Source organism: Halovivax asiaticus JCM 14624 (assembly GCF_000337515.1).
GTDB classification, from domain to species: Archaea; Halobacteriota; Halobacteria; order Halobacteriales; family Natrialbaceae; genus Halovivax; species Halovivax asiaticus.
The window spans coordinates 200,776-214,922 of record NZ_AOIQ01000017.1; the positions used below are offsets into that span (position 1 = coordinate 200,776).

Below are 14,147 nucleotides of genomic sequence, written 5' to 3' on the forward strand. Positions count from 1 at the left end.
CGAGGAGTGAAACGACCCGTGAACGAAGTGAGAACCGCGATGCGAACGGTGTAACCGTTTGCGTAGCGAGCGACCGTCTCGGCGTGGTTCACGATCCACGCGCTCGCACTTCTCCGCGACGTACGGACGTGAGGAGCAGAGCGTGGAAACAAGTGGTTTGAATCAGACCGAGTTTCTGGGGAGCGTAGCGAGCAGGTTCTCGGGCGTGGGTTATCCCCGGTGAGTTCGACCACGGTCTCCGTTACTCGGTCGAGTGCAACCGCTGACCGACGTTCATGAAAGCGACGGACGTCAGTAGTGGGTGTCGGCTAGCGTCCGGTTGGCGGTCGTCGACTAGTCGAGTGGCACTTCCCGGCTCGCGCTGGCGCCCGACGGAGTCGTCTCGGCCGTACTGACACGGACGTCGCCAGCGGCGGTGACCGCCACGTCGTAACCGTAATACGAAAAAGAGACCGCTCCGGGCCCCACTCTGTCGGTCGTCGCGGTCGGCTCGAACAACGATTCTAGTGCATCAGTGTCGATGACGTCGTGTAGCGGTGGCGTGAGCGCTGTCGCGTCGACATCTTCTCGGTCGGCAATTTCGCGGACAATTTCGACCCCAAGGTCCCCCGTCATTGCACACACGCACTGGAAGCGGTCCTAAAACGGCTCCGGTTCGTCGGTGAGAGTCACGGATGCCGGCACCAATGGCCATTTCCGAAAGTCTCCGTTAACTCACTCAATCGGTGGCAGATGACGGGTAATATCGGACTACTGGGATCCCGGATACGTCTCCCGTTCGGCGATCGTCGCCGTCACACCGTCGCGAGAGACGGTAATCCGGTCGCTGTCCTCGCCGGATTCGGTCCGCACGACGAAGGGTCCGGCAGATTGCGAGCCATTCACCTCGGGCACGGGTACCGTCGTCGTCTCACCGTCCTGTTCGAAGCGGACCTCGAATCCGTCGGCCGTCGGCGCGAGGAGAACCCGCGTCTCGTCGAATTGCGCACCGGTCTCGACCGGCGCGGTAGCGTACGAGCGGGTTCGATCGCCGTCGACGACGAGGTCGATCGCGTAGACGGTCTCGTTTCCGAGCACCTCCCAGCCGGTGCGCTCCGCGCGAATCGTTTCGTACTCTCCCGGGCCGCCGACGGCGACGGTCGCTTCGCCGTCGTAGGCGATGACGTCAGCTCGTTCGCCGATCGTGAACACCTCGTGGTCGTCACTGGCGATGAGTAGCCCGTCGTAGGTGGCGTTCGACTGGGCGTCCTCGGGGAACCCGAGCATCGTGCGATCGATGCTCGCGTTCTCCTCGTACGTGACGGTGTACTCGCCGACGTCGACGGCGCCGCTTCCGGTCGGCTCTCCGTCGATCAGGGTGAAGCCGTACGGAACGCCGACGACGGCGACGACGGCGGCCAGGACACAGAGCGTGACGAGCGCGGCCTGTCGATAGTCGACGGGGCCGCCGGTGAGCCGGTCGGGAAGCAGCGGCGGGATGGCCGGGATGACGAGCAAGGCGTACGCGACGACGAAGATCCCGACGACGAATCCGGAGGCCTCCCCCATCGCGAGGGGTGCTGCCACGAAGAGGCCGAGTGCGACGGTGAGGAGACCGACCCAGACGATGGCGAGGCGTTTCCGACTCGGCATCCGTGGGACCGTGGCGAGCGGACGTGGCAGTCGCCGGGTCGGTCCGGTCGCGGCGACGGAGACGACGACGGCGAGGACGAACAGGAACGTGACGCCGACTCCACGATAGAGGGTGTAGGTATCGCTGCCGCCGGGCCAGACGAGCAACCAGACCGACTGGGCGAGTCCGACGAGGAGGAGCGCCCCGAATATCGAACCGGTAGCGGGTGTCCGCTCGCGTGTGCGGAGGACGGCGATCGCGCAGATGGCGCCAAGGAGGAACCCGAGCAGGTGCGCCTGGAAGCCGACGCCGGCCCAGCCCGGCGGCGAGGGGGCGCCCGACTCGATCCCCGCGGTGACGATCGGATTCGTGACGGCATCGTAGAGGACGCCGAGTGCCGCACTCGCGACGACGCCACCGACGGCGAGGCGCGGTGCGACGAGGAGCGTGAACGCGACGATGGCGTAGACGGCACCGGAGAAGCCGAGCCCCGGGCCGAGCGAGAAGACGGACGTGAGCAGAGCGATGGCGAAAAGCGTACCGGGGAAGGCCACCAGTGCGCGAACCCACGGATTCGCCAGCCAGCCGCCCGATCGGTGCGACGGTCCGACTCGTTCGGCTGGTCCGACCCGTCCCCCTGGTTCGGCTGATCCGCCGTCCTGGTGGTCGGGTGCCAGCTCGGGCTCGTCGGTCCGCCCGCGCTCCGACGGCGGGTAGTGCCCCCAGGTGTACTCCGCGATAACGCCGAACACGACCGTCGCCGTCGCGTTCGAGACGAGGTGCGCAGGCGACCCGTGCGCGATCCCGGCGGTGAGCCAGCCGGTGGGGTAGAAGTACGACCACGAGATGTAGGGGTAGGTGACCGGTCGTTCCCAGTGTGCGAACCCGTGCTGGGCGAAGAGGTAGAACGCGACGAGGACGCTTACTGTGACCGCCGTTCCCCACGGGATACCATAGATCAACCGGCTGGACAGTCGTCGTCTCCAGCGCACGCGATCAATACTGGATAAAAGATACCCGAGCGCGAGAGCCACGGCGAGTCCGAGTCCGAGCACCGTCTTCGAGACGACCATTAACGGTCCTTGCGAGTCAGCGACCCTAATTGTTCGGTTACCTGATGTTGAGGCCCTGGCGGACATGCACCGACGGATGCCGGTGGAATCGATCACCGCTTTCTCTCTCTCTCTCTCTCTCTCTCTCTCTCTCGATTCCACCACACACCCGCGCCGTCCTGCGAACGCCCCAGAGTAGTCGCGCGATACGGCTCGACAATTCTAAACCAGGTGTGAATTCGTGCGGGACGTGAGCCGGGTGGGTCGATCGAGTGTGACAAGAGTTAAGGTGGTTTACTCCGGTCACTAGGGCATGTTCAGGCCTCTCGACGGTGCCGTTCCCCTCGCGACGAGCAAGGCGACACGCGAGACGTACTGGGGGCTCACGGGTACCGAGTACCTGACCTTCTACCTCTTCGCGACGATCGCCATCCTCGTCTTCGCTTACGGCGCGTACAGTCGGCTCGCTCGCTACGCGCGAGCCTCCGATGACCCGTTCCCGCGCGTTGACGACCTCGTCGGCCGGGTCGTCAGTGGGACGAAGACCGTCCTCTCGAACGAGAAGCAGTTCAACCGCGACCTCTACGGCGGGTTGATGCACTCCTTTATCATGTGGGGCTTTCTGACGCTGTTCATCGCGACGCTGATCATCATGGCCGACGAGTACGCCGTCCAGAAGATCTTGCACCAGCCCTCGGCCTGGGTCGGTGACTTCTATCTCTCCTACCAGTTCGTCGTGGACGCGATGGGGCTGCTGTTCGTCGTCGGCATCGGCATGGCGCTCTACCGGCGCTACTGGGTCGGCAACCATCGCTTGCTCGACCGCCACACGTCGTTCGAGGACGACCTCTTTATCTGGTCGCTGTTCGCCCTCGGGATCGGCGGCTTCCTGCTTGAAGGGCTGCGTATTTACTCGATGGGCATTCCAGAGTTCGAGCGCGTGAGCTTCGTCGGCTACGCACTCGCACTCGCGTTCGACGGGATGGGCCTGGCGTCGCTCGGCCCGGAGGCGGCCGGCTTCAACACCGGCGGACTCAACGTCGAGAACCTCCACTGGGCGATCTGGTGGCTCCACTCGCTGAACGCGTTCTTCTTCATCGCGTGGATTCCCTACGCCAAGCCGTTCCACATGCTTTCGTCGTTCGCGAACGTCGTCACGCGCGACGAGCAGGCCGGCAAGCGGCTGCCGAACGTCCCCGCCGACCTCGACGCGACGAACGCCGAGACCATCGAGGACTTCACCTGGAAGGAGATGCTCGACCAGGACGCTTGTACGAAGTGCGGCCGGTGTTCGGCCGCCTGCCCGGCGAAGGCGTCTGATCGCCCGCTCGACCCCCGAAACGTCATTTTGGACCTGAAGAAGTACCGGGAGTCACTCGACGCCGGCGAGACGGAGGAGCAACCGATCATCGCCGACGGCGGCACGTCCGTCATCGATAGCGAGACGATGGAGTCGTGTATGGCCTGTATGGCCTGTATGGACGCCTGTCCGGTCGAGATCGAGCATCTGAAGAGCTTCACCAAGCTCAACCGCCAGCTGACCGACCAGGGCGACGTCCGCTCGTCCATGCAAGACGTCTTCCAGAACGTCATGCAGGACGGCAACACATTCGGCGACAGTCCGCGCGACCGGGCCGCCTGGGCCGAGGAACTCGAGTTCGACCTGACCGACGCCCGTGAGGAGTCAGTCGACTACCTCTGGTACGTCGGTGACTACCCGAGCTACGACGAGCGAAACAAGCAGGTCGCTCGCTCGCTCGCGACGATCCTGCAGGAAGCCGACGTCAGCTTCGGCATCCTCTTCGAAGACGAGAAGTACGACGGCAACGACATCCGCCGCGTCGGCGAGGAGTTCCTCTACGTCGAACTCGCGGGCCACCACGTCGAGACCTGGGAGGACTGCGACTTCGACAAGATCGTCTGTACGGACCCGCACTCCTACAACACGTTCGAGAACGAGTACCCCGAACTCGACTTCGAGGAGTTCGCCGACGACCCGATGATGCCGTTCGAGTACACCGACGAGTGGAACGCCGACGGGGAGATCAACGTCTACCACTGGACGCAGGCCATCGAGGAACTCGTCACCGAGGGGAAACTCGACCTCACCGGCACGGAACTCGACTACACCGTCACCTACCACGATCCGTGTCATCTGGGGCGGTACAACGACGAGTACGAGGCCCCGCGCGAACTCATCCGGGCGACTGGCGCCGACCTCCACGAGATGCCGCGAAACCGCGCCGACTCGTTCTGCTGCGGCGGCGGTGGTGGCGGTCTCTGGATGGACTTCGAGGAGGAACCCAAGCCGAGCGAGGAACGGCTGCGAGAAGCGCTTGAGGACACCGACGCTGGCGCGGCCGTCGAGAAGTTCGTCGTCGCCTGTCCGATGTGCATGACGATGTACGAGGACGGGCGCAAGACCGGCGGCTTCGAGGACGAGATCGAGATCGTCGACGTCGCGGAACTGCTGGTCGAAGCGATCGGAAAAGCCGACGAGGCCAACGTCGAGATCGCGGCCGCGGACTGACGACATCGTCGCGGCGGGGTGATTCGACGTGAACACCCTTCAGTGGGGTGATGCTACGAACCACCACAGCACCCGCTCCCCGCGGACAGGCTGTCGGGGCCAACCCACCCGTCGGGAAGCGACGAATCGCACCACTGCAGGGCGTACCGAGGGTGATACTCGCCGTCGATCTCACAACAGCGTCGATCCGCGACGATCGCTTGCGCCTCGACGACGACCGGCTCAGAACCGCAGGCCGACTCGAAGATCGGCGGGTCGCTCACGCTGACCTGGACGCAGTCGTCGATGTCCCACTCGAACGTGCACGAATCGCAGCAACCGCTCGACGCGACGAGATCCGATTGCCGAATCCACGCGACCGGGAGGTCCGGGTCGCACCACTCGACGTAGTATCCCGGCGTCGGGCCGTCTGCGCCCTCACAGCAACCGCCTTCGAGGACTGTCGCTTGTACCCCTTGCGGAAGTCGTTCGATCGGTTCTCCGGTGCACTCCTCTTCGAAAATCGGCGCTTCGTCGACGGCCGTCTCGACGCACGTTTCAGGGTTCCAGCGCGGTTCACACGCACCGCAGCAGCCGCTCGATTCGACGAGGTCAGCCTGTCGAATCCACGTGACCGGAAGGTCTGGATCACACCACTCGACGTAGTATCCCGGCGTCGGGCCGACCGGTCCGTCGCAACAATCGCCTTCGAGAATGGTCGCTTGCATTCTCCGTGGCAGTTGGTCTATCGGCTCCTCGACACACGCTTCCTCGAAGATCGGTACCCCGTCGACGGCCGTCTCGACGCACGTATCGGGTGTCCAGCGCGGCTCACAGTCGCCGCAGCAACCGTTCGACACGGTGAGAGCCGACTGGTCCACCCAACCGGGGGGCAACTCGTCGGTACACCACTCGACGAGGTAGCGCGGGACCAGGCCACTATCTACCTCACAACAGATTCGTTCGTGGACGATACCCCTCGCGCCGCTCGTCGTGACGGCCTGGGGCTCCGCGGCGCATTCTTCTCCATAGATGGGAACCTCGAAGCCGGTAGTTGCGACGCAGGTTTCGATCGGCCATCGGAACGAGCAGGAGCCACAACAGGAAGGCGTCAGCTCTAGGGCCGCTTGGGCGACCAACCCATCGGGGTAGTTCGCCTCGCACCATTCGACGTAGTAGTACACGCCGCTTTCCCCACAGCAGGTGTAGTCCCGAAGTAGCGCTTCCGTACCGGCTGGAACGGTCGTCCCTCCGTCGTCCCCGCAGCCCTCGAGCAGTAGTGTATCCTCGACGGTGACGGCGCACGCTTCGGGCTGCCAGCGCGGCTCACAGGCCGCGTTCGCGGAGGCGGTCGCTCCCGTGAGCCCGGTTGCTCCGACGCCAGCAGCGCCGACGCTTCCGAGGACGTGCCGGCGAGAGACTTCTCCACGTTCACTATCGGTGGTGTCTGTTGGTAACATAACACAAACTAGCCTCTACAATCAACACTATAAAATTTAGCATTATGTGCCCCTCTCACGACGCGAATAATACCACTTTCGGCGCAGACGGTCGCCGAATCGTTTCGCTCGACGAATCATCGAAGTCGACGTCGAACATTCTCAATTGAGAACGGGTTTTCTCCTCGCGTTGGGGGTCGGCCCGTTCGTCACCACGATTAATTGTGTGCCCGGCGAAGCTCGCTCATGGACGGCGAGTACAGTCCCACGGAGTCGATGGATCGCGAGTCACGATCGAACCGCTACTACCGGAACGCGGTCGAGCGTCACTGGGACCCCGCCGAGATCGATCTGGAGACGGATCTCGCAAACCTCCGTGCTTACGCCGACGAAACCGATGACTTCGATCGGGCGGACTTGGACGCGATCGTCACCGGTATCGCCAAGTTCGGTGCCGGCGAGGACGCCGTGACAGAGGATCTGGCGCCGCTCGCCGTCGTCCTCGACGATATCGACGATCAGCTGTTTCTCACCACGCAGCTCTACGAGGAGGCCAAGCACGCGGACTTCTTCGATCGCTACTGGCGGACGGTGGTCGGGGGCGTCGAGGACTATCTCGGCTGGGAGCGGACGAGTCCGCGGGACGACCGGTGGTTCGACGAGGCCTACCTCGAACTGTTCGAGCGGAATCGACGGACCATGCACCGACTCCTCGAGGACGATACGCCCGAGAACCGGGCGATCGCCTACTGTCACTATCACCTCACCGTCGAGGGCATCCTCGCCCAGACCGGCTACTACGGTATGAGTCGGTCGTTCGGCGGCGAGTTCGACGACCTACCGCACCTTCCCGGTCTCGTGGAAGGGTTCGACCGGATCCGAAGCGACGAGGGCCGCCACGTCGGCTTCGGAATGAATCAGCTCAAAGCCCTCGTCGAGATGGGCGAGATCGCGCCATCCCTGATCGAGGAGACCGTCGCCGACCTCCTCCCGCTGGTCCAGGGGATCACCGACGACGACCGCTTCGCCCCCGACGAGGAACCCGTCGGGCTTCAGCCGGGTGAACTCGCCACGTACGCGATGGAGAAACACGAACAGCGCCTCACCCAGATCGCCGATGCGTCGGCGGACGTTCCCGACGTCGAGGAGCTCGTCGCCATCGGCGACGGCGATCGGTGAGTGTGGCTGATACAGGCGAGTAGTACCGACGGCTCGCCGCCGACCCGCAACAATTGCCAACGGCACGTAACGAGCGTGAGTCGCGTCTCAGCGAGGCGCATGTCAGTAGTGTTTTCACGTAGAACCCGAACCGTTCGGTATGGTATTCGACTCGCTCGCCGAAGGGGAACACGAGCAGGTATCGTACTTCTCCGATCCGGAGACGGGGTTGGAGGCGATCATCGCGGTCCACGACACGACACTTGGGCCGGGCCTCGGTGGCACCCGGATGCTCGATTACGAGACCGAAGCCGACGCGTTAGACGACGTGCTCAGACTCTCGAAGGCGATGACGAAGAAGGCCGCCGCGGCCGATCTCGATCTGGGCGGGGCGAAGGCGGTCATCGTCGGCGACCACGAATCGCTGAAGACGACGGAGTTGCTGGAAGCCTACGGCCGGGCCGTCGACTGCATGGGCGGGCGCTACATCACCTCCGTCGACGTCAACTCCTCGGTCGCGGACATGGAGGTCATCGCGACCGAGACCGACCACGTCGTCGGCCGCGAAGATGGCCTCGGTGATCCGTCGCCGATCACTGCGACGGGCGTGCTCTCCGGTCTCGAAGCGGCCGTCGAGTACGAGTACGGCACCGACTCGTTCGACGGGGTCGACGTCGTCGTCCAGGGGCTCGGCAAGGTCGGCTCGGCCCTCGCGAGCGGCCTCATCGAGCGCGGCGCGTCCGTCACCGTCTCCGACGTGAGCGAGGACAACGTCGAGCGGTTCCTCGCGGACCACGACGCCGACCTGGTCGCCCCCGACGACGTCTACGACGAACCCTGCGATGTCTTCGCGCCGTGTGCGATCGGCGGCGTCATCAACGACGAGACCGTCCCGCGCCTCGACTGCGACATCGTCGCCGGCGGCGCGAACAACCCGCTCGCCGAACGTCGACACGCCGACGAACTGGCGGATCGCGGCATCTGGTACGCACCCGACTACGTCATCAACGCCGGCGGGCTCATCACTGTCGCCGAGGAGTACCGCGGTGGGACGCGCGACGCCGCCTTCGAGAAGGCAACCGCCATCGGCGATCGCCTCTCCCGGATGATGGAACGAGCCGAGGACGAGGGAACGACGGTCCTCGACGCCGCGGACGCGTTCGCCCGCGAGCGAATCGAGAGCGCCGACCGGCCGACGCCCGCCCGGTTCGACTGATCGGCGTCGGCGGTGCCGATCGCGTTCCCGGACCGAGAATTGGCTGCCTTATTGCTCTCTGGTCGTTCGTGTAGGTATCGCTGCGATGATGGCTCGGCGGAGACGTTTGCTCCCGTCTCGTGCTCCAATGCGCCGATACCCCTCGAGCGAGACGGCGTAGGCGACGATCGGGACCAGCAATTCCCAACCGATCACGGCAAGTAGTCCGGCGTTCGCCACGCCGAGGAACGCGGCGACCCCGTCGAGCGCAAAGAGCGCGATCGGGTGGTAGACGTAGACCCCGACAGCGTAGCGGCCGATCGTCGGCACGGGCGTCTCGCGACCGAGTGACGGCGTGGCGAGGACGTAGCAAAACAGTGCCGTCGAATAAAACACCGTCAGAAGACTGAACTCCGGCGTGTAGGCCGTCGTTCGGAGCGTCTCGTCGGTGAGAACGTACCCGAGGACGTAGTGTTCGGCGAGGTGTCCTATCGCGCCGAGGGCTGCCAGGCCCAGATACCGATTGCGGCGGTCCGGATCCGGGTGCCACGACCACGTGTGCATGCAGTAGCCGAGCGTCGTGTAGAACGCCCCGAAGAACAGGGCGTCCCGGGCCTGGATCGAAAGCGTCGGCCCCATCGTGTAGCTCTCGGCGAGCAGGCCGATCACGTGCAGACACGCGGCGATCGGCAGGGCGTAGCGGGTCAGTCCCGTCGCGACGAACGCGTACAGGAAACCGATCGAGAAAACCAGTGCGGGCAGGAACCAGAGGTGGTAGATGACCGAATCGCCGTAGTATACCAGTCCGAGCGGGTCGAGCCCTGCAGCCAGCGACTCGATCACCGCCCGCCCGACCGACGCCCCGGACTGGCTGGCGAGCGCGCCCGCGGTCACCACGGCGAGCGGCAGGTAGATCGCCACGGCGTACCCGTAGATACTCGTCACGCGAGCGACGTACGAGCGGACGTACTCACCGCGCGAAACTCGCTCGGTCTTCGTCGCGAAGAGGTACCCCGACGTCAGGAAGAAAAACGGGACGGCGAACCGGCCGACTGCGTCTGTCGCGAAGTAGACGGCGTTGCCGGCCGCGCCCATGCCGCGAAGCACTTCGGCGTGGAGGACGACGACGAAGCCGATCGCGACGGCCCGGCCGACGTCGATACTCGCGATCCGCTCACTCATTATCGATCCCCAGTCACAGAAATCCTATATGTCTTTCCAGTCTCGGCCGCTGTAGCAGCATCGACGCACCGCCGATTCATCGGCTGACCGATGCCGGAGAGTGCCAATCGAACGGCGCCTCACTCTCGCTCGCCGATTCCCTCTCGTCGATTTTCGCGACTGCCGGCGCCGATCAACCGTTCGAGGAACGTCCGTTCGGAGGGTCGTTCGGCGAGGAGCATCGATCCCTCGACGTCGTCCAGGATCGAGAGGTGCAGCGAGTCGGTGACGAGTCGGGAGAGCAAGCCGCGCTCGCTGGCGCCGATGATGACCATCGCTCGATCGTGAGCCGCGTCGCAGATCGAGCGCTCGATATCGCCGGACGTGTCGACGACGAGATTCGGATCGGTGAGATCGTAGTCCGCCGCCAGTTTTTGAAGGAATCGCTCGCCTGCCTCGCGTTCTCCCGGCCCGTCGACGACGTGTAGCAGGGTAACCTCGATGTCTGCGGTGGTCTGCAGTATTCCGGCGATCTCGGCGCCGAGATCCGCGTTCGGTCCGCCTGCCGTCGGGAGGAGGATCTCGTCGGGTTCGAGCCCACGATCCCTGACGATCAGGAAGTCGGTCGGCAACTGGTTGGTGAGTTCGTCGAGCGGCCGTTCGGCTCGTGCCGACGACCAGACCGTATCCCGGCCCCAGCCCATGAGGACGAGGTCGGGACTCAGCCGGTTCGCCGTGTCGAACACGTCTTCGAAGGATCGGGGCGTAACGACCGTCGACGTCTGGAACTCGATGTCGTGGTGTTCACCCATCGGTTCGAAGGCCTCCAGTTGGCGCTCAGACGCGTCGACGATTCGATCGTGCTGCTCGGGGTCCCCGTGGAAGGCGCCGTGTTCGGGTGCCTGCACGAAGTGGACCACGTGGACCGCACCGGACTCGCGTGACCCGGCGAGGGTACACGCCAGTTCGACCAGATCTCGCTCGGTTCGCGGATTCGAAATCGGAACGAGCACGCGGTAGGAGTCAGCATCTCTGACGATCTCTTCGATCGTGTCGACGACCGGGACGTACGTCCGTCCGGCAAGACCGCCGGCGAGCCACTCTCGCACCGAGAGTTTTCTCGCGTCGGCGAATCGACCGGATTCGAGGCGGTGCTCGCTCGTCTGATAGTAGTTGACGAGCGTGAGGAGCACGACGCCGCCGATGGTGTTCCCGAGCAGGACCGGGATCACGAAGTCGGTCATTCCGGGGATGAACGCGACCTCGTCGGTGACCAACATCGCGAAGACGACCTCGGTGAAGGAGACGACGACGTGGAAGAGGTTACCGAGGGGGATCGTCAGGAAGGCGATGTAGATGAGGACGACCCGTGAGATCGTATCGCGGGCCGCGAAGTCGACCCAGACGAGTCCGGCGACGACGAGTCCGGCGAACGCACCCTTGAAGAACAGGTCCCATCGGGCGATGGCGATGCCGTCTTTGGCGAACGTGATCGCCGCTTCGACGGCCGGCGGCTCGAAGACGCCGCCGTAGGCGAGCACGATGGCGCCGATCGCCCCGCCCGCGAAGTTACCGAGGAGGACGATCAGCCAGTGCCGCAAGAGCGAAGGGACGGATGCTAGCCGCTCCAACGTCAGCAGGACCGGTGGAAGGGTGTTCTCCGTGTAGAGCTGGTAGCCGCCGATGATGATGTAGATGAATCCGAGCGGGTACAGTAACACGCGTGCGATCCCGCCGTCGGCCTGCGGGTACAGCGACGCGTAGACGAGAAACGTAATCGAAATCGCGAGTCCGCCGGCCACGGCGCTGAAGAATAGTTCGCGCGTTCCAGAGGTGATCTCGTGGTCCGCGTCGGCAATGATCCGCTGGAACAGTTCGTCGGAGGAGAACCGCTCGGGGACGACTTCGCCACTGGTCGGGACGTCTGATTCGTCTTGTCCGTCGGGTTCACGTGTTACGGACGTCTCGTCGGCCCCACTCATTGTCGGAGTATTTGGACGGGGTACTAAAACCGTTTAGTCTTCTGACCGACGGTTTCGGGAGCGGGTACGTGTGAGGCCACCGTTGCCCGATCTGCTTGTGCTGGTTCCTCCGTCACTTCCCTCTCCAAAATCGAAAACAGATAATTGAAACTACTATAATAAAAAGATTAATTTCCATTGGCTGTATTTGTGTGCGATATGGTATCAGAGAGCCAGTTATCGATACGGACGTCTCGAGTGTCGGTCGACGAATGCAGTGTGGGTCCGGTTCGGGGGTGGCACTGATGCGGCCGGTATCCAGGCGTCGGCTGCTCCAACTTGGCGGTGCCACCGGGCTAGCCGGCCTCGCGTCGGCCGGAGTCGCCGGCCGGTCGAATTCGGACGATCTTTTGCAGGACCACGAAGGGCCGGACCTCGAGAAGTACGTACAGCCGTTGCCGATCCTCGACGAACGCGATCCCGACGACTGGGTTGGGATCGGCCAGTACCACAATCTCGAGATCACGGAGTTCACCCAGCAGCTCCATCCCGATCTGCCGGAGACGACACTCTGGGGGTTCGACGGCCAGTTCCCCGGGCCGATCATCCCCGGATTTCGTGGCCTTCAGCTCGCGGTCGAGGTGGACAACGACGGGTTGCCCGACGAACACCTGCTTTCGGTCGACGAGCGAATCGCGGGGACCACGACGGCGAACTACCCCGGCCACGACGATCCCGTTCCCGAGGTGCGTAACTCGATTCACTTCCACGGACTCGCCGTGCAGGCCGCGTCAGACGGACAGGCGGACATGTGGGTTTCACCGGACGGCGTCACCGGGCCTCGCCGGAGCAGAGACGTACAAGTGATCCCCAATCAACAACCCCGCCTCTCGACGACCTACCACGACCACACGCGTGCCATCAGCCGACTGAACAACTACGCTGGAGTCGTCGGTCCGTACCTCGTTCGAGACGGGTCCGAACGGCAACTCGAACTCCCGACCGGGGAGTACGATGTCACGCTCGTCCTGGCCGATCGATCGTTCACCGACGACGGCGCACTGTACTATCCCGACGAGTTTGTCCCCATGTTCGGCGGCGAGAAAGCCACGGTCAACGGGGCTATCTGGCCGTACATGGAGGTCGAACCGCGTCGATACCGGTTCCGTATTCTCAACCCGTCGAACGGACGCACCTGGGGACTCCGACTCAGAAACGAGGCGGACGACAGCGAGGAGGTCCCCGAGATGACGCAACTCTCTGCCGGTCACGGCTACCTCGAGGATGTCGTCGGGGTCGGTCCGTACGGTGACCTCGGCACACTCTTGCTCTCGCCGTTCGAACGCGCGGAAGTCGTCATCGACTTCGCCGACTTCCCCGGCGAAACGTTCACCGTCACCAACCACGCCCTCTTTCCCTATCCGCACGGCGACCACCACAATCCGAACACGAGCAGTCCGGCGCCCGATTTGGACGAAGTCATGCAGTTTCGCGTCTCGCGCGAGCGCGTCGACGATCCGTCGCGCGATCCACACGAGATCGAGTTCCCGACGCCCGAGCGACCGGATCCGGCGGACGCCGTCGAGACCCGAGAGATCACCATGCAGATGGACATGAACGAAGCGCCGATGTTCCACACGCTCAATGATCGGGGCCCGTTCGACGACGTCGCCATCAGGCCCCAGCTCGGCTCGACCGAGACCTGGGAACTCAAAAACGACACGATGCAATCGCACCCGATCCACCTCCACCTGGTCCGGTTCTGGGTCGAGGGGCGCAAGGACCTCGGCGCCGACGAGTTCCAGGATCCGCGTCCGAACGAGCGAAGCGGCAAGGACACCGTCATGGTCATGCCGAACCAGAACGTCAAACTCACGGTCGCGTTCGACGATTACGCGGGCACCTACCCGTTCCACTGTCACAACCTGGAACACGAAGATAACGCCATGATGCGGCCGCTCGAAGTCGTCGACGAGGACAGCGACGAGTAAGCGGGCACCGACGAGTCGTCAGCCAACTGACTGTGGGTGAACCCAGCGACCGTTCGGCCGGTGGGTAAG

9 protein-coding genes are annotated in these 14,147 nt (G+C 64.1%); 4 read left to right on the forward strand and 5 right to left on the reverse strand.

Going from position 1 to position 14,147, the window contains the following annotated elements; translation table 11 throughout:
- Positions 1 to 333: 333 nt before the first annotated feature.
- Complete coding sequence (locus C479_RS11230) at positions 334 to 615, reverse strand: HalOD1 output domain-containing protein (RefSeq protein ID WP_007702430.1); 282 nt, start codon at positions 613 to 615, stop codon at positions 334 to 336.
- 135 nt (positions 616 to 750) lie between these two features.
- Positions 751 to 2,685: a rhomboid family intramembrane serine protease gene (locus tag C479_RS11235; protein WP_007702431.1), complete on the reverse strand. Its 1,935-nt coding sequence runs from the start codon at positions 2,683 to 2,685 to the stop codon at positions 751 to 753.
- Positions 2,686 to 2,977: 292 nt separating this feature from the next.
- On the opposite strand from C479_RS11235, the gene C479_RS11240 reads away from it, so the two are divergent.
- Positions 2,978 to 5,194: a (Fe-S)-binding protein gene (locus C479_RS11240; protein ID WP_007702432.1), complete on the forward strand. Its 2,217-nt coding sequence runs from the start codon at positions 2,978 to 2,980 to the stop codon at positions 5,192 to 5,194.
- 53 nt (positions 5,195 to 5,247) lie between these two features.
- Here the strand turns inward: C479_RS11240 and C479_RS11245 are convergent, their stop codons facing one another.
- The gene (locus tag C479_RS11245) at positions 5,248 to 6,633 is read right to left on the reverse strand and encodes a hypothetical protein (RefSeq protein ID WP_007702435.1); all 1,386 of its coding nucleotides are present in this window, start codon (positions 6,631 to 6,633) and stop codon (positions 5,248 to 5,250) included.
- Positions 6,634 to 6,858: 225 nt separating this feature from the next.
- Between C479_RS11245 and C479_RS11250 the strand changes: the two genes are divergently transcribed.
- Both C479_RS11250 and C479_RS11255 read left to right on the forward strand, forming a co-directional pair.
- Positions 6,859 to 7,791, forward strand: coding sequence for a hypothetical protein (locus C479_RS11250; protein ID WP_007702436.1), 933 nt, complete (start codon positions 6,859 to 6,861; stop codon positions 7,789 to 7,791).
- Between the two features lie 139 nt (positions 7,792 to 7,930).
- Positions 7,931 to 8,986, forward strand: coding sequence for a Glu/Leu/Phe/Val dehydrogenase family protein (locus C479_RS11255; protein WP_007702439.1), 1,056 nt, complete (start codon positions 7,931 to 7,933; stop codon positions 8,984 to 8,986).
- A 48-nt stretch (positions 8,987 to 9,034) separates the two neighbouring features.
- On the opposite strand, the gene C479_RS11260 is transcribed toward C479_RS11255, so the two are convergent.
- Together C479_RS11260 and C479_RS11265 are read right to left on the reverse strand one after the other, a co-directional pair.
- Entirely contained in the window at positions 9,035 to 10,147 is a 1,113-nt protein-coding gene (locus C479_RS11260) for an acyltransferase (protein WP_007702441.1), read from the reverse strand.
- A gap of 119 nt (positions 10,148 to 10,266) precedes the next feature.
- The gene (locus C479_RS11265) at positions 10,267 to 12,108 is read right to left on the reverse strand and encodes a formate/nitrite transporter family protein (protein WP_007702444.1); all 1,842 of its coding nucleotides are present in this window, start codon (positions 12,106 to 12,108) and stop codon (positions 10,267 to 10,269) included.
- A gap of 284 nt (positions 12,109 to 12,392) precedes the next feature.
- Here C479_RS11265 and C479_RS11270 point away from each other — a divergent pair, with 284 nt between their 5' ends.
- Positions 12,393 to 14,078 (forward strand): multicopper oxidase family protein, encoded by a 1,686-nt coding sequence (locus tag C479_RS11270; protein WP_152415883.1) that lies wholly within the window; start codon positions 12,393 to 12,395, stop codon positions 14,076 to 14,078.
- Positions 14,079 to 14,147: the final 69 nt, after the last annotated feature.

What these genes read in the sequence shown, in the direction of transcription:
- C479_RS11265 (WP_007702444.1), bottom strand. Translation starts at nt 12,108, where the DNA reads ATGAGTGGGGCCGACGAGACGTCCGTAACACGTGAACCCGACGGACAA.
- C479_RS11240 (WP_007702432.1), top strand. Translation starts at nt 2,978, where the DNA reads ATGTTCAGGCCTCTCGACGGTGCCGTTCCCCTCGCGACGAGCAAGGCG.
- C479_RS11255 (WP_007702439.1), top strand. Translation starts at nt 7,931, where the DNA reads ATGGTATTCGACTCGCTCGCCGAAGGGGAACACGAGCAGGTATCGTAC.
- C479_RS11250 (WP_007702436.1), top strand. Translation starts at nt 6,859, where the DNA reads ATGGACGGCGAGTACAGTCCCACGGAGTCGATGGATCGCGAGTCACGA.
- C479_RS11260 (WP_007702441.1), bottom strand. Translation starts at nt 10,147, where the DNA reads ATGAGTGAGCGGATCGCGAGTATCGACGTCGGCCGGGCCGTCGCGATC.
- C479_RS11245 (WP_007702435.1), bottom strand. Translation starts at nt 6,633, where the DNA reads ATGTTACCAACAGACACCACCGATAGTGAACGTGGAGAAGTCTCTCGC.
- C479_RS11270 (WP_152415883.1), top strand. Translation starts at nt 12,393, where the DNA reads ATGCGGCCGGTATCCAGGCGTCGGCTGCTCCAACTTGGCGGTGCCACC.
- C479_RS11230 (WP_007702430.1), bottom strand. Translation starts at nt 615, where the DNA reads ATGACGGGGGACCTTGGGGTCGAAATTGTCCGCGAAATTGCCGACCGA.
- C479_RS11235 (WP_007702431.1), bottom strand. Translation starts at nt 2,685, where the DNA reads ATGGTCGTCTCGAAGACGGTGCTCGGACTCGGACTCGCCGTGGCTCTC.